This window comes from Streptomyces sp. NPDC003720 (assembly GCF_042875075.1).
In the GTDB taxonomy this organism is placed as follows: domain Bacteria; phylum Actinomycetota; class Actinomycetes; order Streptomycetales; family Streptomycetaceae; genus Streptomyces.
Map to the genome: position 1 here is coordinate 387040 of NZ_JBIANZ010000002.1, position 25444 is coordinate 412483.

Consider the following 25444-nt stretch of genomic DNA (forward strand, 5'->3'; position numbering starts at 1 on the left):
TTGTCGCCAATGGCTTGCACGCGCCCGCACTCCGCCGAGGTGAGGGGTTACAGAAACGATCTGATGGTCGATGCGGGAGGAGCTGACCGATGACGGCGCTCTGGGCCGGATCTGAGGTACTGGCGGCTAAGGTGGCGCCGGTGACCAGACCATTGTCCGATGATCTGCTGGCTCAAGGGTTCACCGATGGAGATGAGGCATGTCTGACCGAGGCTTACCGACGCTGGGGAGCTCTGCTCTTCACCATGGCCTTCCGTAAGCTCGGTGATTCTGAAGAGGCCAAGGATGTCACGCAGCAGGTGTTCGTCGGAGCGTGGAGGGGCCGTAAGGGCTTCGATCCTGACCGGGGCGCGCTCAAGACATGGCTCGTGGGTATCACGTACAAGAAGATCGCTGACGCGCTGGAGCGGCGGTCGCGGAATCTACGGAACCATGAGGCTGTCGCCGAGGTCGCGTTCCCTGACGACGAGGCGAATTCCGCTGCGACGGCGGATGCGATAGTCGACCACATCCTCATCATGGATGAGCTGGGCCAGTTGCCCGCACCTCAACAGACGGTGCTACGACTGGCGTTCTACGACGACTTGAGCCAGTCGCAGATAGCCGAGCGGACGGGCATGCCGCTGGGAACGGTCAAGAGTCATACACGGCGCGGGATGATGCGCTTGAAGCATCGACTGGAGGTGGACGGTGAAGCACACTGATGAGGAGAAGCTGGCCCTGATGGCGCTCGGAGAGCTCCCTTCGGACAGCGGCGACCTCCACCTGCAGACCTGCCTGGCCTGTCGCAGTGAACTTGAAGCGCTTCGAAGCGTCGTCACGGCGGCTCGGGTGCCAGAGCCCGAGGACATCGGACTCCTCCAGCCGCCGGCGGAACTGTGGACCGAGATCGCAACCGAACTCGCCCTCGGCCAGGCGCCTGACGGCGCTGTCGACGCCGTCGGCGAAGGGCGTCATGCGGTCACCGCCGACAAGGAAGGACGCATCGGCTCTGCTGCCGAGCACAGTGCTCCCGCCTCAAGAGCAGCGCGTCGACCGCTGCTTTCGCGCCGAGCGCGCTTCAGTGTCGTTCTGGCTGTGTGCGCGGCCCTGCTCGGCGCCACGGCGGGGAGCGTGGTCACGTGGTGGGTCACTCGCGGGGACAGCACGGCGGCCGTCGCCCACACCAGAGCGCTCGACTCTCTGCGACCCTCGTCGACCGGCTACGCTAGCCTCCGCGGGACGGGGGCTCACCGCAGCTTGACCATACAGGTCAAGGGGCTTCCCACGACCCCGGGCTACTTCGAGGTGTGGCTCATGGACCGCTCCCACACGAAACTCGTGTCGGTGGGGGTCTTGGCCCCCGATGGAAAGGCAACCCTGCCCGTCCCGGAGAACATCGACCTCAGGGAGTACTCGATCGTCGACGTTTCCGTGCAGCCCTACAACGGCAAGCCCGATCATTCCGGGAAGAGCATCGTTCGTGGACGTTACGCCGGTTGAGCACGAGCAACCCGCGACGCGAGGCCGCCGAGATCCTACGCGGCCGCCAGTCACCCGCCCACCTCGGAGCTGCCGCCGAGCGAACCTCCGGCTTGTGATCACCCCCGTGGCCGGGCGCAGGCCGCGCGGCGCGGCCTACCAGCACCAGACGACGCCGTGTGCACGAGTGGGCCAAATGGTCCCCCACCCCTCGCCGATTCCCACCGGCCGCGGTGAGGCTGAACTGTCACTTCGGCTGAGGCAGGGAGCGAACCTGCGATGCTCGTCAAGAAGCTGCACGAGTCCGGCATCCGAGCGGAGCATGCCTACACCGCCGCATTCGTCTCAATCGGCCTGTCCGTCATCTCCTGGGCCGCCTCCCTGCAGGTGGAGAAGAAGGGTGAGGAGCGCGCCGACCGATGGGGCATCTTCGTCGGGGAATGGGCCCCCACGTTCTTCGGTCTCGGACTGGCCTTGTCCACCTACGAATAGGGTTGTGGTCGGGGGCCGTAGGGGTGGTGGTGCATCCAGAAGCCTCGGCCCACGACCTCGGTTCCGTCGTGAGCACACGCTGCAGGCCAGGACTCGTGCTGGGAGCGTGGGTGTGACCCCGTGAGTGACGTCACCGGCGACTTCGATGCCTGACCGGCCGAACTCGGCACAGTCGAGCGACGGCCTGTGCTGTTTCGCCGACAGGGCCGTCAGCCGATCACAGGCGCGAGCTGTACTACGTCGGGTGGAGGTCGACGTACCGCCGCAGTATCAGTTGGTCCGCCCGTCTCCACCCGGTGCCGGCTGCCCGAACCCTCAAAAAGGTGTACTTCCGGCCTCTCGCTAGGACGGCAGGATGGGTGCATGCCCGCCCGTCCTGTTGACGGAGTCCCAATGCCCTATTCCGCCGATGCTCGTCCGGTACGTCTCGCGCGCGGTGCATCGCCGTGGCTTCTCCCGGCCGTCGCCACCGCAGCCCTCAGCCTGGTCCGCGCCCGCCGCTCGGGCGCGGCCAAGGCCGTCGCCGTGCCCGCCACCGCGCTCGCGGCGGGCATGCTGTGGTTCTTCCGCGACCCCGAGCGCGAGATCGCCCCCGGCCGGGTCATCTCGCCCGCCGACGGCGTGGTGCAGAGCATCATGCCCTGGAAGGACGGCCGCACCCGCGTCGCGATCTTCATGAGCCCGCTCAACGTGCACGTGAACCGCGCGCCGCTCGCCGGCACCGTGACGTCGGTCGAGCACATCCCCGGCGGCTTCGTTCCCGCTTTCAACAAGGAGAGCGAGAACAACGAGCGCGTAGTCTGGCATTTCGACACCGAACTCGGCGACATCGAAATGATCCAGATCGCCGGCGCGGTGGCCCGCCGCATCGTGCCGTACATCCCCGAGGGCACGAAGGTCGAGCAGGGCGACCGCATCGGTCTGATCCGCTTCGGCTCGCGTGTCGACCTCTACCTGCCCGAGGGCGTGGAGGTCGCGGTCGAGGTCGGACAGAAGACCGTGGCTGGGGTGACTCGCATCGACCGCAGCTAGAGCCGAACTGGAGACGCGGAAAGGCGTCGAAGGCCCGGGCCCCGGTGGGGCGGCGATTGCGCACCAGGGCTCAGGCCGCCGATGCCGCCAGGTGGCGGGTCGCCGGGTGCGACGGGCCTCGCCGGCGTCGGTTCCGACCTACGAATAGTCCACTTGCCTGGTCATGCGCCGCCTTGCCCTCGAGACTCGGAGAGAGCGCTTCCATGCCGTTGCCGCCGGTGAAGTAGGGTGACGGCGCGGAAGGAGCGTGAGCAGTGCGAGAGCAGGTCACCATGGCGGACGTCGCGCGGGCCGCCGGCGTGTCGACCGCTACGGTTTCCTACGTCCTGTCCGGCAAGCGGCCCGTCTCCCCGGTGACGCGTGCGGCGGTGGAGGCCGCCATCGCCGACCTGGGGTTCGCCGTGAACACCGCGGCGCGCAGCCTGAGGACCGGCCGCTCGAGCCTGGTGGCGCTGATCGTTCCCGACATCGCCAACCCGTTCTTCGCGCAACTCGCTGCCACGCTGCAGGAGGAACTCCGCGGCCTGGGTATGCACGTCGTCGTCTGCAACACCCGAGCCGACCGTGAGGAGGAGCGGGCGCTGCTGGCGGAGGCCGTGCAGCAGCGCTTCGCCGGGGTGGTGATCACTCCGTTCCGTCTGCTGCCCAAGGATCTGGACACCCTGGCGAGGGCCGACATCCCTACCGTGGTGAGTGCCGATGTGCATTTTGGGGCGGTCGACCAGGTCACGCCGGACGCGCGGACCGCGACCCGGCAGGCGTTGGAAAGGGTGACCGCCGCGAAACGTCGCCGCATAGCAGTGATCGCCGGGCCTCGGGACGCTACCGGCGGCGACCCCCGTCTGGAGCTTCTGCGAGCGCTCTCCCGCCAGTTCGGCACCTCCCTGCCGCGAGTGCTTGTGGTGCGCGGCGAGCACACCCGGGAGGCGGGGGCCGCCGGGTTCGCCGAGCTGATGAGCCGGCGCTACCCGCCGGACGCGGTGTTCTGCTCCAACGACGTGATCGCGGTCGGCGCCCTGGACAAGGCGCGTGAGCTCGGCATCGACGTACCCGGCGACGTGGCGCTCGTGGGTCACGACGACGCCTCCTTCGCCTCGTTGGTGCGACCGCAGTTGACGACGATCCGCTATCCCGCGGAGGACGTCGGCCGCGCGGCCGCACAGTTGCTCAAGGAGCGTTTCGACGGGCGCCGCGTACCTAAGACCGTCCGTGTGAAGGCCGAGTTCGTCGCACGGGCCTCGGTCTGAGGCGTCGCGCGCCTACCGAGGCGTCCCACCCACCCCGACACCACACCGCCGTGGCCCGGCGAACACCGTAGCGTAATCGATTGCGCCTGACGAGAGATGGTCGCGACGCATGCTCACCGACCCGGTGAAAGAGCAGCTCAGGATACATTTGAGGGATCGTAAGGCGTCCTGGACGTGCGTCTCGAAGTGGACTCGTTAGGGAAAAACTTCGTTCGGCCTGTTGACTTCTGGGGATTCCCGTTGTGAAGGTTGCCGCCATTGCTTGTCGGAGCGGGATAACCGGTGCAAGGAGCAACCTCATGGCGATAGGCGAGCGCACTTCATCCCTGATCAGACGGTCACTGATCAGGCGCTGCATGATCGGTGCGGCGGTCATGGCACTCGCCATGGCGACCGGCTGCGGCAGCGGTGGCGAAGAGGGCGACGCCGCGGCAGGCTCGTCCTGCAAGCCGTCCTCCGGCAAGGTGACACTGCAGTACTGGTCGTGGGTCCCTGGCATGCAGAAGGCTGTGGACCTGTGGAACAGCGAGAACCCCGACGTGCAGGTCAAGCTGAAGACCACCCCGGCCGGCAACGCGGGCACCTACCAGAACATGTCCAACGCCCTGAAAGCCGGCAAGGCCCCCGATCTCGGCCAGATCGAGTACGACTCACTGGCGAGTTTCCGTCTCAAGGACGGGCTGCGCGACATCGCCAAGTGCCCCGGAGTGGACGCCGCCCAGAGCAAGTTCGTCGACTGGACGTGGTCGCAGGTCGGCTTCGGAGCAGGCGGCAAGGACGGCATCTGGGCCGTCCCCCAGGACACCGGCCCGATGGCCCTGTTCTACCGCAAGGACATCTTCGACAAGCTCGGCCTCAAGGCCCCCACGACGTGGGACGAGTACGCGGCCGACGCGGTCAAGCTGAAGAAGGCCGGCAAGTACATCACCCACTACTCGCAGACCGACCCGAACTGGTTCACCGGCCTGCTGTGGCAGAACAAGGCCACCATGTTTCAGCGCAGCGGCGACTCCTGGAAGGTCACGGTCGACCGGCCCGAGAGCCGGCAGGTCGCCGACTACTGGCAGAAGCTGATCGACGACAAGCTCGTCGCCACCGACCTGCAGGGCTTCTCGCCCGCGCTGTACAAGTCCTGGAACGACGGCGAGGTCGTCACCTGGATCAGTGCGGCCTGGGGCTACAGCACCATCCGCGACAACGCCAAGTCCACCGCGGGCAAGTGGGCGGTGGCCCCCATGCCGCAGTGGCACCCGGGCGACCAGCAGGCCGGCAACTGGGGCGGCTCGACCACGGCCGTGCTCTCCGGCAGCAAGCACCCCGCCGAGGCGGCCCGGTTCGCGCTGTGGCTCAACAGTGACCCCAAGGCACTCGAGATCCTCAACCGCGAGGGCGGCCTCTACCCGGCGGCGAAGGGGGGCCTGAACCTCCCGGCACTGAAGCAGCCGGTCGACTTCTACGGCAGGCAGCACATCTTCGACGTCTTCGCCAAGGCATCGGACAACGTGGACAACAACTTCACCTGGGGGCCGACGATGACCGACACGTACCGCTTCATCAGCGACGGCACTGCGGGAGCCGTAGGCGGCAAGGGCACGCTCACCGACGTGCTGAAGCAGACCCAGTCCCAGAGCGTGGAATCGCTGCGCAAGCAGTCCCTCGACGTGACCGGCTGACCCGGTCGTCCACCCCCAGAGCGTCCCCGCCGCCCCCACCGCGGCGGGGGCGGCACCCACCCTGCCGAAGGCCCTCTCGTGACCACCACAACCGCCCCACCCAAGGCACGCCGGAGACCCGCGCGCCAGGCCCTCGCCCCCTACGCCTTCCTCCTGCCCTTCCTCGTCCCGTTCGTCCTGTTCACCCTGCTGCCGGTCGCCTACGCCTTCTGGCAGAGCCTGCACAAGACCGAGCGCACGGGCGGCACCTTCGGACACACCCACTCGGTGTTCGCCGGCTTCGAGCAGTACGCCGACGTCGTACACGAGCCCTTCTTCGGCGACAGCGTCGTGCGCGTCGGCGTGTTCGCACTGGTGCAGATACCCGTGATGCTGCTGCTCGCGCTGGTCCTGGCCCTGCTGCTGGACTCGACTGTGGCCCGGCTCAGGCGCTTCTTCCGCCTGGTGTACTTCGTCCCGTACGGCATTCCCGGCGTCGTCGCGGCAGTGATGTGGGCCTTCCTCTACGACCCCCGGCTCTCACCGATCGTGAGACTGCTGAGGTCGGCAGGCGCACAGGTCGACCTGCTGGGCTCCCATCTCATCCTGTTCTCCATCGGCAACGTGGTCACCTGGACGTACACCGGTTACAACATGCTCATCCTCTACTCGGCCCTGCAGGCCCTCCCGGCCGACATCGGCGAGGCGGCCCGCGTCGACGGAGCGGGCGGCTGGACAATCGTCACCCGGATCAAGATTCCGATGATCCGCCCGGCACTCGTGCTCACTGGGGTGTTCTCGATCATCGGCACTTTCCAGCTGTTCACCGAGCCCCAGGTCTTCCGGACCATCTCCACCAGCGTGACCAGTACCTACACGCCCAACCTGGCGGCCTACTCGCTGGCGTCGGGCGACAACTACAGCGAGGCGGCCGCCCTTTCGGTCCTGCTCGCCATCGTGACCTTTCTGCTGTCGTTCGCGTTTCTGCGCCTGACCTCCAGGAGGCAGGGATGAGCGTCCTCACCCGCGTCGAAGGGGCCCACGCCACTACCAAGCGGGGCCGGGGCGCGCCCGGGCGGCTCTCCGTGGTGGCCGCGTTGGCCTTCATGGTCCTGGCCGCCTGCTACATGCTGCTGCCGGTCTACTGGCTGCTCGTCTCCTCGACCAAGAGCCAGGGCGACCTCGTCTCCACCCCCGGACTGCTGCCCGCCCACTGGCACCTCGGTGACAACCTCGCCGCGCTGTTCGCGCAGCAGGACGGCGTCTTCGTCCGCTGGCTGCTCAACAGCCTGCTCTACGCCGGAGCGGGCGCGGCGGTCGCCACCGCGCTGGCCGCCGCGGCCGGGTACGCCCTGGCCAAGTACGAGTTCCGGGGGCGTGAGGCGGTGTTCTCCGTCGTTCTCGGCGGGGTCCTGGTGCCCGCGAGCGCCCTCGCCCTGCCGCTGTTCCTGCTGTTCGCCCAGGTGAACGCCACCAACACCTTCTGGTCGGTGTTCCTGCCCAGCATCGTCAGCCCCTTCGGCGTCTACCTCGCCCGGATCTTCGCCACGGCGTCGGTGCCGGACGAGGTGCTCGAGGCGGCCCGTATGGACGGCGCCGGCGAACTGCGCATCTTCCGCACCATCGCCCTGCGCCTGATGTCTCCGGCACTGGTGACCGTGTTCCTGTTCCAGTTCGTCGTCATCTGGAACAACTTCCTGCTGCCCCTGGTCATGCTCCAGGACGACGACCTCTACCCCGTCACCCTCGGCCTGTTCACGTGGCAGTCGCAGACCAGCCGGCTGCCACAGCTCCAGACCCTGACCATCGTGGGCGCCCTGATCTCGGTCGTACCCATCGTGCTCACCTTCCTTCTCCTGCAGCGCTACTGGCGAGCCGGACTCGCCGCAGGGGCGGTGAAGTCGTGACCCACACCCCGGCCCAACCACCGACCGTCCATCCCCTGACCGCGCTCACCCGCAAGCTGGGCTCCATCGCCTACGGCGGGGACTACAACCCGGAGCAGTGGCCGAGGCATGTATGGCAGGAGGACGTCCGCCTCATGCGGGAAGCGGGCGTCAACTTCGTCACCGTCGGCGTCTTCTCCTGGTCGCGCATCCAACCGCGCCCCGGCGCTTACGACTTCGGGCTGCTGGACGAGGTGCTCGACCTGCTCCACGCCAACGGCGTCGCCGTGGACCTCGCCACCGCGACCGCGGCCCCGCCCCCGTGGTTCACGCATCTGCACCCGGACGCCCTGCCGGTCACCTCCTCCGGCACCCGGCTCGCCCACGGCAGCCGCCAGGCCTTCTGTCCGAGCCACCCCGCCTACGCCGAGGCCGCCGACGCCCTGGTCGCCGCACTGGCCGAGCGGTACGCGAGCCATCCCGCCGTCGTCCTGTGGCACGTGCACAACGAGTTCGGGAACCACAACGCCCTGTGCTACTGCGACACCAGCGCCACCGCGTTCCGCCGGTGGCTGCAGGAGCGCTACACCACCCTGGACACCCTCAACGAGGTGTGGGGCACCGACTTCTGGGGGCAGCGCTACGGTGACTGGGAGGAGATCGAACCCCCGCGGGACACGACCGCCTTCCGCAATCCGGGTCAGGACCTCGACTACCGCCGCTTCTCCTCCGACGAACTCCTGGCACGCCACCGTGCCGAGGCTGCCCTGCTGCGGCGCCTCGCGCCCGGCATACCGCTGACCACCAATCACCTGGGCACGCTGGAGAAGAAGGCGGACGCCTACTCCTTCGCTGCGGACTGCGACCTCATCTCCCTGGACCACTACCTCCCTGCGGCCGACCCGGACGGCCACATAGACCTGGCGTTGAACGCCGACCTCGCGCGGGGAATGGCCGCCGGAAGCCCGTGGCTACTCATGGAGCACTCGACCTCAGCCGTCAACTGGCAGCCCGTCAATGTGGCCAAGCGGCCCGAAGAGATGCGCCGCAACAGCCTCACGCACCTGGCCCGCGGCGCCGACGGCATCATGTTCTTCCAGTGGCGGCAGTCCCGGGCGGGCGCCGAGAAGTGGCACTCCGCGATGCTCCCGCACGGCGGCACGGACACCCGAATCTGGAAGGAGGTGTGCGGTCTCGGGGCGGACCTGGCCGCCCTTGGCGAGGTGATGGGGACCCGGGTCGCAGCGGACGTCGCGCTGCTCTTCGACTGGCACAACTGGTGGGCGCTCGAACTGGACGCCCGCCCCTGCGGGCCCATGCGCTACCTCGAGTTGGTCCGTGACTGGTACGAGGCCCTATGGCGGCTGAACATCACCTGCGACGTGGTCGCGCCCGGAGCCGACCTCACGTCGTACAAGGCCGTCGTCGCGCCCAATCTCTACTTGTTGGCCGACGAGCACGCCGACGCCCTCACCGCGTATGTGCGCAACGGCGGGCACCTCGCCGTCGGCTGCTTCAGCGGAGTCGTCGACGCCCATGACCGAGTCCACCTCGGCGGCTACCCAGGCGCGCTGCGCGAGGTGCTCGGACTACGGATCGACGAATACTTGCCGCTGCGCCCCGGTGACACCGTCTCCCTCAGCGACGGCTCGACGGCTGTGCAGTGGGCCGAACGCGTCGAGCCGCGCGGCTGCGCACCGGTGCTGCGCTTCGCGGACGGCTCCGACGGCGGCCCGGCCGCAGGCGGCGCCGCGCTGACCCGGCACACCTACGGCGCGGGCACGAGCTGGTACGTGGCCACCCGCGCGTCAGGAGCGACGCTGCAGGAGCTCGTCCGGCGACTCGGCGAGGAGGCCGGGCTGCGGCCCGTCGCCGACGTGCCCGACGGGGTCGAGGCGGTCCGCCGATCGAGCACGGACGGCTCCTACCTCTTTCTCATCAATCACGGCGAGGATCCCGCCAAGGTCCTGGTCGAGGGAGCCCGCCTGCTCGACGCCGCCGGTGACGGCTGCTTCACGGAGATCCCCGCGGGAGGCGTGGCCGTCCTCCGGGAGAGCTCCGTCGAACCGCGTTCCTGAACCGCGCGCCGTCGTACACCGCGCCCGCCCTGTCCCCACCCGTCAAGGAGTGCCAGCCATGGCCGCCCCCGTGTCCTCCCAAGCACTTCCCGCGAGCGTGGAGTTCGACGAACGCAGCGGCACGGTGGTGCTGCGAACCCACGCCTCCTGCTACGTGCTGCGCGTGGACCGTGCAGGGGGCACCGTTCGTCACGTCCACTGGGGGGCTCCCGTACCGCCGACCGACGCGGCGGCGCTGCCGGTGTGGGCAGGCCACGACGACAGTTTCGAAGGGCGCCTCGACGGAGTGGAGGAGTACCCCGTCGAAGGCGGTGCCCGGTTCGGCGTCCCGGCCCTGGAGGTCCGGTTCGCCGACGGCAGCAGCCCCCTCGAACCCCGCGTCGATGACGTGCGGATCACCGACGGCAACCACCTCGTGGTCGCACTGCGGGACCGGTCCCGGCCCTTGGCCTGGGAGCTGCACTACCGGGTGCCGTCTGGCGGGGACGTACTCGAACGTTGGACAGAACTCATCCACACTGGCGAAGCGAACGAGGAGCCGCTGCACCTGACGCGGTATTCCTCCGCCCACTGGCCGCTGCCTCAGCGATCCGGCTGGCGGCTGTCCTGCGTCCATGGCGGTTGGTCCGCGGAGAGCCGTCTGGAGCGGACGGCACTGGGAGTTGGGGAGACCACGCTGACCAGCCGGCGCGGCCACACCGGCCACCACGCCAACCCGTGGGCCGTGCTCGACGCCGGTCACGCCGATGAGGAACACGGCGAGGTATGGGCCACGGCGCTCGCCACCAGCGGCAGTTGGCGTCTGACGATCCAACGCACGGCGGCCCGCCGTGCCGGTGTCGTCGCCTCGGAGGGACACGAGGGCGTCGAGATCCCCTTGGCACCCGGCCAGCGGTACGTCACCCCGATCAGCGTGGCGATGTATGCCACGGGCGGCTTCGGCGACGTCAGCCGTGCCTTCCACACTTACGTACGGCGGCACATCCTGCCTCACCCGGACGAGCTCCGGCCGGTGCTCTACAACTCGTGGGAGGCCACCTCCTTCGAGGTAGACGAGGACAACCAGCTCGCGCTGGCTCGCCGTGCCGCGTCCCTGGGCGTGGAACTGTTCGTGGTCGACGACGGCTGGTTCGGCGCCCGGGACGACGACCGCGCGGGGCTCGGCGACTGGACTCCGCACCCGCGGCGGTTCCCGCGCGGACTGCGGCCGCTGTCCGAGGAGGTGCACCGGCTGGGCATGTCGTTCGGCGTGTGGGTGGAGCCGGAGATGGTCAACGCCGACAGCGACCTGTTCCGCGCGCACCCCGACTGGGTGCTGCATCTGCCTGACCGCAACGCGACAAAGCTGCGCAACCAGCTGGTTCTGGACTTCTCCCGGCCGGAGGTGACCGACTGGGCATACAGGTGGCTCCACACTCTGGTCGCCGACAACGGCGTGGACTTTCTCAAGTGGGACTTCAACCGCTCGTTCACGGAAGCCGGCGGGCACGGCGGCCGGCCCTCCCGGCGGGTGTACATCGAGCATGCCCGGGGGGTGTATCTGCTGCTCGACCGGCTGCGAGCCGCCTTCCCCGCGCTGCGCGTCGAGGCGTGCGCGGGCGGCGGCGGACGAGCGGATCTGGGCCTACTCCGCCGCACCGACCAGGTCTGGACCTCGGACAACACCGACGCCGTGGACCGGCTGGCCATCCAGCACGGCTTCAGCCAGGTGTACCCGGCGGGAGTCATGTCCGCCTGGGTGACCGACAGCCCCAATCCACTGACAGGGCGGTCGGTCCCACTCGCCTTTCGTTTCCACTCCGCCATGGCGGGGGTCCTCGGCATCGGTGGCGACCTGACCCGGTGGACCGCGCCGGAAATCGAGGAGGCGGCCCGGCTGGTCCAGCGGTACAAGGAAATCCGTCCGCTGGTGCAGCACGGCCGCCAGGACCGGTTGCTGGTTCCGGGCGAGGGGGTGCTGACGGTCGTCCAGTACACCGACTCCGACGCCCACCGTGCCGCGGTGCTCGTCTGGCGGTCCAGCGCCTCCTTCGGGTCGGCCTGCCCTCCACTGCGGCTGCGCGGCCTGGACCCCGACGCCCGGTACCGCGACGAGGACACCGGTGCCGAATGGTCCGGGGCCACGCTGATGGGCTACGGCCTACCGGTACCGGCTCTTCCGGACGGTGACTGCGCGAGCACCATGGTCGTACTGCACCGGACGACGTAACGGCCCTTCAGCGGTCCACCGTGTCGCGCAGCCTGCCAGTACACACCAGCGATGCCGGCGGTGCGAAGGGTCAGGAGGAGTAGCCAGCGCTGGAAAGAGAGCGGGTGTCCGACAAGCAGGCCACGGCCAGGGCACACATGACGAAGACAACCGATGGCAACAGGGCCCAGGGGCGAGCCCCGTCCAGCATGACGGCGCAGAGGGCCGCACCGGCGACGAGCGCGGCGAAACGCAAGGGGACCCACAGGCCCGGGCTCCCGGTGCCTATGCCTTGGACGATGTAAGCGGCCAAGGTGCCGGTCAGGTAAGTGGTGGGGGCGGCGGCCTTACCGGCGGCGACCATCGCCGCGGACTGCGCGCCCATGGCGAGCGCGGCACCGCACTGCAGGATGTTCCGGAGCGCCTCGCCGGGCCGGCCACCCGTGAGTCCCCATACCAGGGCGCCTGCGGCCAGCAGCACAGCCTCAGCGGCGAGGACGACCAGCACACGACGAGGCCAGTGCATGGCCGACGTCACCGAAGCGCGGGTGTACCAGGCGACGAGCGCCGTGCCCGCGCCGAAGCCGCCCAGTGCCAACAAGGCCGCGGTGATGTCGAGCGGCTCGCCGCGTCCGGCGGCCATACCGAGCAGCGCAAGATTGCTGGTCATGACTCCGGCGAAGACATGGCCGAGGCCGAGAAAGGAGGTCGCCTCCACGCCGCCAGACGCCGCCACCAACAGCACTACGGCGAGTCGCAGGGTGCGCCCCTGGGTCGGTTTGATCAGCATGATCGGCCCACCTGTGGCGCTTGGTGATGAATCGTTGCTCATGGTTATCCGGCCTCTTGCGCAGAAGGGGTTACCCGAGCCCGGCCAGAGCGCAGGGGTCTTCGGACGGCGACCCGGGCGGCGTCTCCTCGGCAGCGGGCCCGTTGTGACCGCCGGGCTTGGAGATCCAGGCGGGCCGGTCTTGCTGACGAGCGAAGCTGAAGGCCGAACTTAATCCATCGTCGAGACCTCGCTCCTCTCGCCCATTTCCGCGGCCAGCAACCAGGGATCCCGGTCACGTACGTTGCCGACCGGTGGAGGGCGGGCTCCGATCCATCCTGTACAGGAGTCGGCCTCCCCGTGCAGGTAGATCGGCTCGGACAATGCGCGCAGGGCACTTCGCACGTCCTCCTACCATGAAGCACTACAGCAGGCCGTGACAACCGGCCGCGGCGCGCCGCGGGTTCGACGACACGTCTCGCAACGCTGTGCTGCCCGGACGTACGGCCCTTCCACGTCTTTTGGGGGAACACTGCTCTCGCGGGGGCAGCACGCACAGTCGGTGACCGTTGCGGGTCGTCTCTCGGGTGGCGACGAGCACCGTGTTCATCGGCAGCCAGAGGAAATTCCCACAGGGGATCGGTCGGCGGACCACGTCCAATCAAGGGAGATGCCATGCGCGCCTTGCAGGAATCACTGCACGTCACGGTCCGCAATGCAAGGGCGTGGCGACGCGCGCTGGTCGTCCTTGCCGTTGGACAGGTGATCAGCTCGATCTTCAGCCAGGCGTCCGGGACACAGCTGACCACACCGGATCGGTCAGGAGAACCCCCGATCGTGCCCGTCGGATGGGCATTCTCCATCTGGGGGCTGATCGAACTGCTGAGCTTGGCCTACGCCGTATGGGCCTTGCCCGACAGCCGCCCTGACAACCGTCTCCGCGACGAACTGGCTGTACCTCTGACGATCGTGTACGCCGGGTTCAGCTGCTGGCTGGTGGCAGCCGAGATCGAGCCCGTCTGGACGACGGTCGTCGTCTTCGCCATCATGATCGCCGGCCTCCTCAAGGCCCTGCAGATCGCCCTGCACAACCGGAACGCAATCGGCGAGTGGTCACGGCCCGCGCAATGGCTGATCTGGTGGACCATCGGCATCTACTCCGGCTGGTCGACCATGGCGATCTGGATCAACCTCACCACCGCCATGGCCGGCTCCGGGGCCCCGATCAGCGGTACCTGGGGCATCAGCGCCCAACTCGTCGTCCTCGCCGGTGCGACGGCGACAGCCGTTCTCATCGCTCGGTGGACCGATGCGCTGCTCCCGTACACGCTGGCGGCCTGCTGGGCCCTGGCCACAGCCGGGCTCGGCGCCGCAGGCGCCGGAGAAACCCTCTTGGCCGCGGCCGCAGCAGCAGGCTTGGTCATCACCGCGGCCGTAGCTGTCCGCACCCGTGGATGCAAAGGCGTCCGGACTTGATCGGACGACGCCGGGACGGCCCGGGAGAGACGGCACCCACGTGCACGGTCTGTGACGAGGCAAGCCATCGTCGGTGTGCAGAACGGAACCGCCTCGTTCAAGGAAGCGAGCCGGCCCACCACCGCGCACCTCAGAAGCCTTGCTGATCGCTCACAAGTGGCCGGCCAGATGTGGCCAGCCGCCACCATCTCGACGTCTTCAGCAGACACAGGGAGAGCGCGATGCGGACGGGGCTGTGCCAGATCCGCAGACGGACATGGATCCTCCAGCTGCTCGGTACAGATCACCGGAACGGCTCGTGGCCGTACGCAACCGATAGAGGCCTTGGAGCGGAAGAACGATTGCCGGTGGCTGTGTGAATGGTCGCCGTCGTTCTGATGAGGGGCGGGGTCTTGGCTCCGAAAGGGTCAGACATGAAGCCGTACGACGAGTTCCCGGCAGAGCACAAGTGCACGTCCGTGCACCGGCACGGCGCCGGAGTGTGTGGCGGCATTTTCCTCGCCTTCGGCTGCCTGGGCTTCGCCGACGAAACACGTCGCATCTGCACCCAGGGCACCCACATCACCACGATGTCGACCAACGGCTTGCGGAGCCAGGTCTCCGTGGCCTTCGGAGGGATCCTCGTCCGCGGAGCGGTTCTGTGCGGGAGCCTCGCCTCGACGCTGAGCACGGTCGCCGGCGCCCTTTTCATCCTGAGCGGCTGGATTCACCATTCCATCCTGACCGCCTCGACGGGTGGTGTGGTCGGTGTGGTGCGGTTGGCCCGCTCGTTCCTGGACTCAGCGGCGATCACACAAGGAGTCCGCCATGGCACACAGCAGTGAGACCACACCGACCATCCCTGACTTCCTCACGAACCCGCTCCTGAACCACGGTGTGGCGTTCACGCAGGACGAACGCGACGCGCTAGGCCTGACGGGCCGCCTGCCGGCCGCGGTACTCACCCTGGAACAGCAGGCCGGCCGCGCGTTCTGGCAGATGGAGGCCCAGGGCGACAATCTCGCCAAGAACGTCTACCTGGAGGAGCTGCACGACCGGAACGAAACCCTCTACTTCAAGGTCCTTCGTGACCACCTGGCCGAACTGCTGCCCATCGTCTACGACCCTACGGTCGGTGAGGCCATCGAGCAGTACTCCAACGAGTACCGAAGCCCTCGCGGGCTGTTCCTGTCGATCGACCGTCCCGATGACATGGACCGGGCGTTCGACACACTTGGTTTCGCCCCGGGTGATGTCGACCTGATCGTCTGCTCCGATGCCGAGGAGATCCTCGGCATCGGTGACTGGGGGGTGGGCGGCGTTCAGATAGCCGTCGGGAAGCTGGCCGTCTACACTGCCGCCGCCGGCATCGACCCGAGCCGAGTGATAGCCGTTTCCCTGGACGTCGGCACGGACCGCGAGTCGCTGCTACAGGACCCTCTCTATCTGGGCAACCGCTTCCCCCGCGTGCGCGGCGAGAAGTACGACGCCTTCATCGAGCAGTACCTGCGTACCGCCTCCACCCGCTTCCCCAGCGCCCTCCTGCACTTCGAGGACTTCGGTCCGGGCAACGCCCGCCGCATTCTGGAGGAGTACCGCGACCGGTATCGCATCTTCAATGATGACGTCCAGGGCACCGGGGCCATCAGCCTGGCCGCCGCCCTCTCCGCCGTGAAGGTGAGCGGCGTTCCGATGCGCGAGCAGAAGCTGGTGGTCTTCGGTTCCGGCTCCGCCGGAGTGGGGATCGCCGACCAGCTTCGCGATGCCATGGTCCGCGACGGCGCCGGCGAACAGGATGCCGTCTCGCGGATCTGGCTGATCGACCGACAGGGCCTGCTCACCAGTGACATGCCCGACCTGCGCGACTTCCAGCGGCGTTACGCCCGCGACCCCTCCGAAGTGGACGACTGGGCCGCGGATGACGACGGCATCTCACTGCTGGAGACAGTACGCCGGGTCGCGCCCACCATACTGCTGGGTACCTCCACCGTGTCCGGTGCCTTCACCCGGGACGTCGTAGAAGCGATGGCGGCTGGCACGGAGCGGCCGATCGTCCTGCCACTGTCCAACCCGACCTCGCAGATCGAGGCCATGCCAGCCGACATCATCTCTTGGACCGGCGGCAAGGCCCTGGTGGCTACGGGCATCCCGGTCGACCCCGTCGAGTACCAGGGTGTCACCTACCGCATCGGCCAGGCCAACAACGCCTTGCTCTATCCCGGGCTCGGTCTCGGCACCATCGTCGCGGGAGCGGAACGAGTGACCGATGGCATGCTGCGCGCAGCCGCCCAGGCTGTAGCCGATCAGGTCGATCCTGCCGAACCCGGGGCCGCACTGCTGCCGCCCGTCGAGGACCTGTGGGAGTCGTCCGCCCGCACCGCCACCGCCGTCGTTGAAGCGGCCATGGCCGAAGGCGTCGCCACACATCGCCCCAATGACCCGCGACGCGCCGTTCGCGACCGGATGTGGGAACCCCATTACCCACACGCGGAGGGTGTGACCCCATGACCTCCCGTGACAACAACGGCACCACGCCGGAGATCCACGACGTGCCCATTGGACTCGACGCCGGCGGCACGCGCCGCGAGACGGACTCCATGGGCGCCGTCGACGTACCTGCGGACCGCTATTGGGGCGCCCAGACACAGCGCTCTCTGATCCACTTCTCCATCGGCGACGACCACATGCCGAAGGCCGTCTACCACGCCTACGGCCAAGTGAAGCGCGCTGCAGCGATCGTCAATGGCCGCGCCGGGCGGATGCCGGCCTGGAAGGCCGGTCTTATCGAGCGGGTGGCCGACGAAGTCATCGCAGGTGACCTGGACGACCATTTCCCGCTCTACGTCTGGCAGACGGGCTCGGGCACGCAGTCCAACATGAACACCAACGAGGTCATCAGCAATCGCGCGATCCAACTCGTGGGCGGCGAACTCGGCAGCAAGACGCCGGTGCATCCCAACGACCACGTCAACATGGGTCAGTCCTCCAACGACACCTTCCCCACCGCGATGCACATCGCCGCCGTCAAGGCGGTTCACGAGGCCCTGCTGCCCAGCGTGCGCGCGCTCCAGCAGACCATCGCGCACAAGGCGGAACGCTGGCGCGGGGTCGTGAAGATCGGCCGGACCCACCTGGAAGACGCCGTCCCCCTGACCGTGGGTGAGGAATGGTCCGGCTACGCGACCCAGCTGGAGCAGGCGTGTCACCGCGCAGTGCGGGCCGCCGAGGGACTGCTGGAGATCGCCATGGGCGGCACCGCGGTCGGCACCGGCCTGAACGCGCCGGAGGGCTTCGCCGACCAGGTCGCGGACGAAATCGCCCGCAACACCGGTTACCCTTTCGTCACCGCGCGGAACAAGTTCGCCGCCCAGGGCGGACTCGACGCCATGGTGGGGGCATCCGCCGGCGTACGCGCGCTGGCCGTGCCGCTGATGAAGATCGCCAACGACGTTCGCTGGCTGGCGTCCGGACCCCGTTGCGGCCTGGGTGAACTCGTCCTGCCGGCCAATGAGCCGGGCTCCTCGATCATGCCCGGCAAGGTCAATCCGACTCAGTGTGAAGCCATGGTGATGGTGTGTATCCAGGTGCTCTCGGAGGATCAGGCCATCGCCTTCGCGGGCTCGCAGGGCAACTTCGAACTGAACGCCATGCGTCCGGTCATCATCAACAACTTCCTGCACATGACGGGCATCCTCGCCGACGCCTGCCAGAAGTTCCGGGAGTTCTGCATGGAGGGTGTCGAACTCGACCATGACAGGGTCGGGGAGTACGTGGAGCGGTCGCTCATGCTGGTCACCGCGCTCTCACCCGCGATCGGCTACGACAAGGCGTCCGCCATCGCCCACAAGGCGAACGACGAAGGGACGACCCTCCGCGAGGCCGCGCTGGCCACCGGATACGTCAGTGCAGAGGACTTCGACCGGATAGTCGACCCCACGACCATGGTCGGTCTGACCTCGCACCGCGCATAGGAGCGCGACTTGGCCGCCGTCCTGAGCGCCCCAGCGGCGGGGAGAGGCAGTCGTGGGAGCACCCAGGAAGATGCATGGTGGCATGGACCGCACAGGAGGTATGTGCCCATGACCCGTAGCGGCGTTCTTATGTGCGTCGACGAACACGGTCACGTCGTCGAGTGGACTCGGCTCGCCGAAGATCTCCTGCACAAATCACCGGGAGATGCCCTCGGCCGTGCCGTGGGCACCCTACTGTCCGATTCCTCCGGCCCGGGCCAAAACGGTGGCCTTCGTTCCGCTCCTTGGCCCTCCGTGCGGATTCGACCCAAACTTTGCGACGGGCACACGACGTTCGAGGTGCTTACCGGGGATGACGACACTCCATCCCAAGCCGACTACGCGGTGCTCAGGGCCGCCTTCGCCCAGCAGACCGTCGGGCTGCACGTGCTCGACGACCAGTTGCGCGTGGTCACCGTGAGCACGGGCACGTCCACCATGCGGGAAACTCCCGTTGAGCATGTAATCGGCAGACGCTTCGTCGATGTGTTGGATCTGGAGCATCCTGAGGCGGAGGAGGCGACCGCGCGTGAGGTCCTCCACACAGGAGTGCCGGTGACAAACCGGCTCATTCGCGGCGGTGCGGCAGAAGGCGGGCGCACTCGGCGTGTCTACTCCGTGACAACGATGCGCCTGGAGAACGACGGCGGAGAGATTCTGGGGCTGCTGGCCTCAGTCGTCGACGTCACGGAGCGCGAGCGCACGCGCCGGGGAGTGGACATCCTCGGCGCCGTCCGTGAACGGGTGGGGCGGCGGCTGGACGTCATCGCCGTCTGCGGAGAGTTCGTCGACGCGGTCGCACCGACCTTCACCGGGATCGTCGTGGTGGAGGTCGTCGACGCCGTCGTGCGCGGCGAAGATCCTCCACTGGCCCCTGTGGATCCGGACGTACCCTTGCGCAGGGCCGCCTTCAGGGGAGTGGTGTCGGCACATCCAGTCGGCGACATCCGGCATCTGCCTTATGGCACCCCGTTCACCCGGGTTCTCGCCGACCTCCGGCCGCGCCTGGTCCCCGTCGACGAGACCAGCCCGTGGCTCGCCGCCGACCCGCACCGTGCCGAGGCCATCCGTCTCTCCGCCGTGCACTCCCTCCTCGTGGTCCCCTTGGAGCTGCGCGGCGAGGTGTTTGGCGTGGTCAGCTTCTACCGGCACGAGGGAGAAGACCCCTTCGCCGAGGACGACATCGCACTGGCGACCGACATCTGTGCCCACACTGTCCTGTGCATCGACAACGCCCGCCGCTACGCCCGCGAGCGAGCGATCGCGGCGACGGTACAGCGCAGATCGCTTCCGCAGCGGCCCGCCAACCTGTCAACAGTGGAGATCTCGCCGCTGTTTCTCACCGGGCCAGAGGGCGGGGGAGCCTGGTACGACGCCATCCCACTCCCGAGCGCGAGGACCGCGCTCATCGTTGGAGACGTCGCCGGACACGGTATCGCCGCCACGACCGCGATGGGCCAACTGCGCACGGCGCTCTACTCGCTGGCCGCGCTGGACCTGGGCGCAGACGAGTTGATGGCACGGCTGAACGACACGGTCGTCCGCCTCGCCGCCGAGCGCGCCTGGCTCCCGGTCGGGGATCCTCTGCAACACGAGCCGCTGACCGCCCGGTGCGTGATCGCCATTTACGACCCCGTCGGCCTTACCTGCACGATCGCTCGTGCCGGGCTGCCCGAGCCCTTGCTCGTCGACCCCCACGGCTCCTCGCGCGTCCTCGCCACTCCAGAGGCACCACTTCTGGCGGGTTCGGACGACGCGCCCTTCGCCACCGCAACGGTGCCTCTGCCTGACGGCAGCGTCCTCGCTATGGAGACGTCATCGCTGGCGGACCACATTCTGGCTCCGGCGGGCCTCTTGCGGGGTGTTTTGGAGCGCGGCGCCGGGCGCGACCTGAGGGAGCTGTGCGACGTCATGACCTATGCCCTGCAAGCGGGGAACTCCCACGACGAGGCCTTGCTGCTGCTGGCTCGGACGAAGCGGATACCACCGCACAGCGTGCATGAGCGCGACCTGCCCGCCGACACGGAAGCGGCACCCATGGCCCGTGCAACCGTCCGAGACCAAATGGAGCGCTGGCGCGTCGACGACGAGACCGCCTACACCACGGAGCTGCTGGCCAGTGAACTGGTAGGCAACGCTGTTCGCTATGGAGAGCCACCGCTGAGCATGCGCTTGATACTCGACAGGGTTCTGACCTGCGAAGTCACGGACGCGGCCATGAGCGCACCGCACGTGCGACACGCCCGAACGGTCGACGAGACGGGGCGCGGTCTTTTCATCGTGACCAGCCTCGCCCAAAATTGGGGCACCCGGTATCACGAAGACGGCAAGACCGTGTGGGCCGAACTGCCCGCGGGCCCCGGCGGCGCGAATCGAAGTGATCCGGCTCCCCTCAAACGGGTGCGCGACCTATGGGCAGGGTGACCGGCCGCTCGTTTGCCGTGGACGACGGTGTCGGCAAGAAGCACTCTGTGGTGCATCCGGTGCGCGGGCGCAGGTGGAAGAGAGGTCAACAGATCGTGCTGCGGGGCCCGTGCGGTCCTCATCGCGGGAAGCCCACGGCCGGCCGGCGGCGGGCGCGCCCATGGCTGCTGACCGCATCACAAGGTTTACGACGCAAAGGCCGATTATGGCTGATGATCGCCCTAATCCGTGGGGATCCTAGCCACGCCCGCACGCGAACCCGGCATCAGTCCCTTCGACATCGCCGAACGCACCGCGCAGATACGTTGATGCTTTCCACACCAGCGTTACGCCGAGGATCCTGGGCGGTATGCGGCAGGGGCAGCTGACCCATTGCAGTCGAATCTTCTCTTGGGTAGAAGGTGCAGCAATGAATCTGACCGAACGCCTCCGTGAAGCGGTGGAGCACCCTATCTCCTCGGACGCCTTCGATTTTGAAGCGCATCTAGGCGAAGTTTTGCACGAAGCAGGGTTGACAGCGGATGACTGCGGAGGGGCGGTCGCGATCATCGGGGGGGTCGACCCTCTCGTGCCGGCCCGGTTCCGGTTCGGGTCGGCTGCTGCCCTGACACTGGCGGGCAAGGGGGTGGCGGCGTCCGCGATCTGGCGGGACCGGGGCGGAGAGCCGCAAGACATCACGGTCGATGTCCGCAAGGCCTTCCGGCGGTTCGCCGGGTTCGCCGACGCCAGATGGGAACTGGTCAACGGGCGGCCGCCGTCGAACAAATGGAACAAGCGCAACCCGTTCATCGACATGCCGTTCTTCCGTCGTACGAGGGACGGGCGGAGCGTCGTTCCGTTGAACGTCTATCCCGGCCTGCGCAGCAAGGCACTCGCCCTGCTGAATTGTCCGGACAGCTCCGAGGCGGTGAACGCGGCCATCGCCACGTGGGACGCGGATGGGCTCGAGGAAGCTGCGGCGGAAGCGGGCATCGTTCTGGCAAAAGTACGCTCGCTGGAGGAGTTCCTCGTCGAGGCGCAGTACACCGAGGTGCTTGCCGACCTCCCGTTGATCGATGTCGAGAAACTCGCGGACAGTGCACCGGCGCCGTTCGCAACCCGGGCGCGGCAACCGTTGGACGGTGTGAGGGCCTTGGGCTTGAGTCATGTCATTGCGGGTGCGGGCATCGGGCGTGACCTCGCCTCCTTCGGTGCTGATGTGCTGAACATCTGGCGCCCCGACAATGTCGAGATCGAGTCCTTCTACTGGGACACGCAGGTGGGTATGCGCTCGGCCTACCTTGATGAATCCGGCCCGGACAGGCTGCGTCTCGACGGGCTGCTCGTGGATGCCGACGTGTTCTTCTCGAACCGACACCCTGGTTATCTGGCTCAGCAGGAGTTGGCAGCGGAGGAACTGTGTGTGCGTCACCCCGGTTTGATTCAGACCGAGGTGCAGATGCACGGTCCGTCAGGTCCGTGGAAGTCGCGTCCCGGGTTCGATGAGATCGGCGCGTGCGTGTCGGGGATCTTCGCGCTCGAGGGCACTCTGGAGCACCCGAAGCAGCCTCCGATGTTGCCCATCGTCGACAACGTGGTGGGCTGGCTAGGCACGATCGGCACGCTGGCGGCGCTGCGGCGGCGGGCGGTCGAGGGCGGCTCCTACCGGGTCCGGGTTTCGCTGACCAAGACCTGCCTGTGGCTGACGTCCCTGGGTGTCTTCGACCGCGAGTTTACGCACGAAACAGCGGGCTCCACGCCGGAGCACTCGCTGATCGACCCGGACCTGTTCACCGCGCAAACCCCACTAGGCACCTACCAGGGGATGACCGACCAGGTGGAGTTCACCTCCTTGCGGCAAGGCCACTTCGCCACCGTTCTCAGTCCTATGGGGGCGGACGAGCCCGCGTGGCGATCCGCACACTGACCTCGACTTTCCGCAAGTCCGCCTGCCGCGGCACGCGCCTGTCGGTGCTCGTATCTGTCTGTATGTGTTCTTTGGGAGTGGTTCGTTATGGCAGTCGTGACCATCGTCGGCGCCGGAGTGATCGGTGTCTCGTGGGCCCGACTCTTCGCTGCGGCGGGTTGGGAGGTTCGGATCAGTGACCCGCGGCCGGACCTGAAGGACGTAGCCGACCAATACTTGAGTGGACTGCCGGTCACCCTGGGTCCGGATCTGGCCCTTGCCGCGGATGGAGTGGACTTCGTGCAGGAGGCCGGACCGGAGCGGATCAAGATCAAAGAGCAGATGTTCGCGACCCTTGCCGCGCACACAGGTGATGACGTGGTGCTCGCCTCGTCCTCTTCTTCGCTGCTCCCCTCGGCCATCGCGGACGGGAACCCGGCGGCTGACCGAATCGTGATCGGCCACCCGTTCAACCCGCCGGAGTTGATGCCGCTTGTGGAAGTGGTGCCTGGCCCCCGGACGTCCGCGCGCACGGTGGAGCGGGCGGTCGAGGTCTACCGTGCGCTGGACAAACTGCCCATCCGGCTGAAACGAGAGATTCCGGGGTTCGTCGGCAACCGGCTGCAGAAGGTCTTCAATGATCAATGCACCTATCTGGTGCAGCAGGGTGTGATCGACGTGGCGGACCTCGATGACCTGGTCCGCGCCTCACTGGGACTGCGCTACGCGACCATCGGACCGTTCCAGAGCGGAAGTCTGGGCGGCGGCCCTGCAGGAATGCGACATCTGGTGACGCATGTCGGCTCCCAGATGACATTTGAGATCGGCGAGCCGGATCCCGCCCGGATGAATGACGTCCTTGAGGCCGTCGAGTCCGCCTACGGCACGGGAGAGTCGGCCTACGAGCGACTGGTTGCCCTGCGGGACGTACGCACTCGTGCCGCTCTTGGGCCGCTGGGATGGCAGCAGCCTTCCGCCCTCCAAGACCCGCAGGAGTGAACTCGACCACCACGCGGCACGCGAAAGGACTTCGACAGTGTGGAAGGCACTGCTGGCGCTCCAAGTGGCGGCTGGACAGGTGTTGCGGGTGAGTCTGCCCGACGGACAGGCACGCGTCTTGGTCGAGACGACGGGTGTTGCCCCTGACGGCATCGTCATGGACGCCGGGATCGTCTACTGGACCACCATGGGGGCACCCATTCAAGACCCTGACACCCCCGGTGAGGGCGGACAGGATTTCTCCCGCCGCAACGGTGGTCTGCACGCGCTGGACATGGACAGCGGTACACAGTGGGACGTGGTGCCACCCGGCACGATCATCACCGGTAAACAACTCACCTCAGACCGGGCCGGCACCCTGTACTGGGCTGACCGGGAAGGGCATCGGATCAGCCGGGTCCGCACCGACGGCAGCGACCTGACCGACTTGGTGGTGACCCCCGCCGACACGGGGATCATGGGCGAGTGCGTCGGTGTCGCCGTGGATGCCGGCGCCGGCCATCTGTACTGGACACAAAAGGGCCCGCCCAAGGGCGGTCAGGGGCAGATCCTCCGGGCCGGCCTCCAACTACCGGCCGGTGAGACCGCCGAGAGCCGCACCGACGTCGAAGTGCTCTGGAGTGGATTGCCCGAGCCGATCGACCTGCATTTGGAGGGCGATCGCCTGTACTGGACCGACCGCGGCGCACCCCCATCCGGCAACACACTCAACCGGGCACACGTGCCATCGGCGGGTACGCCATCCGAAACACCCGAGATACTAGCCAATGGATTCGACGAGGCCATCGGCTTGGCCGTCGACAGCGAGGCTGGACTCGCCTACGTCTCTGACCTCGGCGGTCACCTCTACGCAGTTCCGCTTCCTGACGGGCCCGTAGCCGAGGCGGTATCGTGCCGGATCATTGCTCTGGGACCGCTCACCGGCCTGACCGGTTTCGGCTGACGAACCCATCGGGATGGAGCGCTGCAGGTCGGTCCAGGTCCGCTGCGGTGATGGCGGATCGCACTGGTGCCGGCCGCCCCAAGTCACCGCCCGTGGGCATGCGCCCAGAGCCGTCTGTCCCGCAGCAGCGGTGACAGCGCACATGGCCGCCATCTGCGGCCAGCGGCTACTGGTCGGGATGGACGGCTTGGATGCCGGTGCCAGCGCAGGCCTTGGGGCGATGGCACCGATGCTGCGCAGGTCGCGGGCGGCTTCGAGGAGGAACATCCAGCCCTCGGCGTTGCGCTGCGCGAGGACAGGGTCGTGTCAGGTGCTCCAGTTGTATACGCCTTCGACACTAAGAAGCGGGCCCACGGAGAGGAGGGCCTCCTCGACCACCCTCGCGCCCATTCACGAGCCCTGCCCGCACCGGGCAGGATGTCGCGGACCTGGTGGAGGCGTTGCGGCGGCAGACCAAGCACAGGCCCGCCCGACTCGCTGTCGACCGGAAGCGGCTGCACGGCGTCACCATGGCGCCCGGCACCGTGCACCGCATCCTCGTCCGGCGAGGACTCAACCGGCTGCGCGACCTAGACCCGTCGACCGGCGAGCAATTGCGCGAGGTCATCCTGTACGAGCACGAGAGCCCCAGCGGCCTGGTCCACTTCGATATCGAGAAACTCGGACGCATCCCCGCCGGCGGCGGCTGGCGCATGCACGGGGGGACCGAGGTCGCACGGGCCTCCAAGCGCACCGGTCCGGGCACCGGGAAGGTCGGCTAGACCTACCTTCACTCCGCGCTCGACGACCATTCCTGACTTGCCTGCGAGGCCGTGGATGATGAGAAGGCCGTGACCGCGGTCGCCTTCTGTCACTGTTCTCCAGCGACGACACCGCGGCAGCCGATCACGCCCGCGGCCGCCGATCATGCCCCGTCGGATTTC

General features: G+C 67.8%; 20 protein-coding genes. 19 read left to right on the plus strand and 1 reads right to left on the minus strand.

What is annotated here, in order from left to right:
- Positions 1-89: 89 nt before the first annotated feature.
- From ACFYU0_RS07275 to ACFYU0_RS07320, 10 genes are all read left to right on the plus strand, one after another.
- Entirely contained in the window at positions 90-704 is a 615-nt protein-coding gene (locus ACFYU0_RS07275; RefSeq protein WP_351669510.1) for a sigma-70 family RNA polymerase sigma factor, read from the plus strand.
- Positions 691-1482: an anti-sigma factor gene (locus ACFYU0_RS07280; protein WP_389298443.1), complete on the plus strand. Its 792-nt coding sequence runs from the start codon at positions 691-693 to the stop codon at positions 1480-1482. Before ACFYU0_RS07275 ends, ACFYU0_RS07280 begins: the two co-directional genes overlap by 14 nt.
- 258 nt (positions 1483-1740) lie before the next feature.
- Positions 1741-1953 (plus strand): hypothetical protein, encoded by a 213-nt coding sequence (locus ACFYU0_RS07285; protein ID WP_351669514.1) that lies wholly within the window; start codon positions 1741-1743, stop codon positions 1951-1953.
- Between the two features lie 393 nt (positions 1954-2346).
- Positions 2347-2985 carry a phosphatidylserine decarboxylase gene (locus ACFYU0_RS07290; RefSeq protein ID WP_389298445.1) on the plus strand — a complete coding sequence of 213 codons (639 nt, stop codon included), beginning with the start codon at positions 2347-2349 and terminating at the stop codon, positions 2983-2985.
- 254 nt (positions 2986-3239) lie between these two features.
- Positions 3240-4232: a LacI family DNA-binding transcriptional regulator gene (locus ACFYU0_RS07295; RefSeq protein WP_389298447.1), complete on the plus strand. Its 993-nt coding sequence runs from the start codon at positions 3240-3242 to the stop codon at positions 4230-4232.
- Between the two features lie 299 nt (positions 4233-4531).
- Positions 4532-5905, plus strand: a complete 1374-nt coding sequence (locus ACFYU0_RS07300) for an ABC transporter substrate-binding protein (protein ID WP_389298449.1) — start codon at positions 4532-4534, stop codon at positions 5903-5905.
- A 78-nt stretch (positions 5906-5983) separates the two neighbouring features.
- Positions 5984-6898 carry a carbohydrate ABC transporter permease gene (locus tag ACFYU0_RS07305; protein ID WP_389298451.1) on the plus strand — a complete coding sequence of 305 codons (915 nt, stop codon included), beginning with the start codon at positions 5984-5986 and terminating at the stop codon, positions 6896-6898.
- Positions 6895-7791, plus strand: coding sequence for a carbohydrate ABC transporter permease (locus ACFYU0_RS07310; RefSeq protein ID WP_351673448.1), 897 nt, complete (start codon positions 6895-6897; stop codon positions 7789-7791). Before ACFYU0_RS07305 ends, ACFYU0_RS07310 begins: the two co-directional genes overlap by 4 nt.
- Positions 7788-9848 carry a beta-galactosidase gene (locus tag ACFYU0_RS07315; protein ID WP_389298454.1) on the plus strand — a complete coding sequence of 687 codons (2061 nt, stop codon included), beginning with the start codon at positions 7788-7790 and terminating at the stop codon, positions 9846-9848. The genes ACFYU0_RS07310 and ACFYU0_RS07315 overlap by 4 nt, the downstream gene beginning before the upstream one ends.
- 58 nt (positions 9849-9906) lie before the next feature.
- Positions 9907-12057: an alpha-galactosidase gene (locus tag ACFYU0_RS07320; RefSeq protein WP_389298456.1), complete on the plus strand. Its 2151-nt coding sequence runs from the start codon at positions 9907-9909 to the stop codon at positions 12055-12057.
- 70 nt (positions 12058-12127) lie between these two features.
- Here ACFYU0_RS07320 and ACFYU0_RS07325 read toward each other — a convergent pair whose 3' ends face one another.
- The gene (locus tag ACFYU0_RS07325; RefSeq protein ID WP_389298458.1) at positions 12128-12826 is read right to left on the minus strand and encodes a DUF1275 family protein; all 699 of its coding nucleotides are present in this window, start codon (positions 12824-12826) and stop codon (positions 12128-12130) included.
- 654 nt (positions 12827-13480) lie between these two features.
- Here ACFYU0_RS07325 and ACFYU0_RS07330 point away from each other — a divergent pair.
- The 9 genes from ACFYU0_RS07330 (at position 13481) to ACFYU0_RS07370 (ending at position 25282) form a co-directional block, all read left to right on the plus strand.
- Positions 13481-14281, plus strand: a complete 801-nt coding sequence (locus ACFYU0_RS07330) for a hypothetical protein (RefSeq protein ID WP_389298459.1) — start codon at positions 13481-13483, stop codon at positions 14279-14281.
- Positions 14282-14694: 413 nt separating this feature from the next.
- Positions 14695-15105 carry a hypothetical protein gene (locus ACFYU0_RS07335; RefSeq protein WP_389298461.1) on the plus strand — a complete coding sequence of 137 codons (411 nt, stop codon included), beginning with the start codon at positions 14695-14697 and terminating at the stop codon, positions 15103-15105.
- Positions 15089-16768 carry an NAD-dependent malic enzyme gene (locus ACFYU0_RS07340; RefSeq protein ID WP_389298463.1) on the plus strand — a complete coding sequence of 560 codons (1680 nt, stop codon included), beginning with the start codon at positions 15089-15091 and terminating at the stop codon, positions 16766-16768. The genes ACFYU0_RS07335 and ACFYU0_RS07340 overlap by 17 nt, the downstream gene beginning before the upstream one ends.
- Positions 16765-18231, plus strand: a complete 1467-nt coding sequence (gene fumC, locus ACFYU0_RS07345; RefSeq protein WP_389298464.1) for a class II fumarate hydratase — start codon at positions 16765-16767, stop codon at positions 18229-18231. Before ACFYU0_RS07340 ends, fumC begins: the two co-directional genes overlap by 4 nt.
- A gap of 108 nt (positions 18232-18339) precedes the next feature.
- Entirely contained in the window at positions 18340-20694 is a 2355-nt protein-coding gene (locus ACFYU0_RS07350; protein WP_389298465.1) for a SpoIIE family protein phosphatase, read from the plus strand.
- 409 nt (positions 20695-21103) lie between these two features.
- Positions 21104-22600 carry a CoA transferase gene (locus ACFYU0_RS07355; protein WP_389298466.1) on the plus strand — a complete coding sequence of 499 codons (1497 nt, stop codon included), beginning with the start codon at positions 21104-21106 and terminating at the stop codon, positions 22598-22600.
- A gap of 87 nt (positions 22601-22687) precedes the next feature.
- Positions 22688-23578, plus strand: a complete 891-nt coding sequence (locus ACFYU0_RS07360) for a 3-hydroxyacyl-CoA dehydrogenase NAD-binding domain-containing protein (protein WP_351673466.1) — start codon at positions 22688-22690, stop codon at positions 23576-23578.
- 37 nt (positions 23579-23615) lie between these two features.
- Positions 23616-24521: a hypothetical protein gene (locus ACFYU0_RS07365; RefSeq protein ID WP_389298468.1), complete on the plus strand. Its 906-nt coding sequence runs from the start codon at positions 23616-23618 to the stop codon at positions 24519-24521.
- 431 nt (positions 24522-24952) lie between these two features.
- Positions 24953-25282, plus strand: a complete 330-nt coding sequence (locus tag ACFYU0_RS07370) for a hypothetical protein (RefSeq protein WP_389298469.1) — start codon at positions 24953-24955, stop codon at positions 25280-25282.
- The last annotated feature ends 162 nt before the right edge of the window (positions 25283-25444 follow it).

Excerpts from the sequence above, each read along its gene's own strand:
- ACFYU0_RS07275 (WP_351669510.1), top strand. The coding sequence starts at position 90 with ATGACGGCGCTCTGGGCCGGATCTGAGGTACTGGCGGCTAAGGTGGCG.
- ACFYU0_RS07285 (WP_351669514.1), top strand. The coding sequence starts at position 1,741 with ATGCTCGTCAAGAAGCTGCACGAGTCCGGCATCCGAGCGGAGCATGCC.
- ACFYU0_RS07290 (WP_389298445.1), top strand. The coding sequence starts at position 2,347 with ATGCCCTATTCCGCCGATGCTCGTCCGGTACGTCTCGCGCGCGGTGCA.
- ACFYU0_RS07300 (WP_389298449.1), top strand. The coding sequence starts at position 4,532 with ATGGCGATAGGCGAGCGCACTTCATCCCTGATCAGACGGTCACTGATC.
- ACFYU0_RS07310 (WP_351673448.1), top strand. The coding sequence starts at position 6,895 with ATGAGCGTCCTCACCCGCGTCGAAGGGGCCCACGCCACTACCAAGCGG.
- ACFYU0_RS07320 (WP_389298456.1), top strand. The coding sequence starts at position 9,907 with ATGGCCGCCCCCGTGTCCTCCCAAGCACTTCCCGCGAGCGTGGAGTTC.
- ACFYU0_RS07325 (WP_389298458.1), bottom strand. The coding sequence starts at position 12,826 with ATGCTGATCAAACCGACCCAGGGGCGCACCCTGCGACTCGCCGTAGTG.
- ACFYU0_RS07330 (WP_389298459.1), top strand. The coding sequence starts at position 13,481 with ATGCGCGCCTTGCAGGAATCACTGCACGTCACGGTCCGCAATGCAAGG.
- ACFYU0_RS07335 (WP_389298461.1), top strand. The coding sequence starts at position 14,695 with ATGAAGCCGTACGACGAGTTCCCGGCAGAGCACAAGTGCACGTCCGTG.
- ACFYU0_RS07340 (WP_389298463.1), top strand. The coding sequence starts at position 15,089 with ATGGCACACAGCAGTGAGACCACACCGACCATCCCTGACTTCCTCACG.
- fumC (WP_389298464.1), top strand. The coding sequence starts at position 16,765 with ATGACCTCCCGTGACAACAACGGCACCACGCCGGAGATCCACGACGTG.
- ACFYU0_RS07350 (WP_389298465.1), top strand. The coding sequence starts at position 18,340 with ATGACCCGTAGCGGCGTTCTTATGTGCGTCGACGAACACGGTCACGTC.
- ACFYU0_RS07355 (WP_389298466.1), top strand. The coding sequence starts at position 21,104 with ATGAATCTGACCGAACGCCTCCGTGAAGCGGTGGAGCACCCTATCTCC.
- ACFYU0_RS07360 (WP_351673466.1), top strand. The coding sequence starts at position 22,688 with ATGGCAGTCGTGACCATCGTCGGCGCCGGAGTGATCGGTGTCTCGTGG.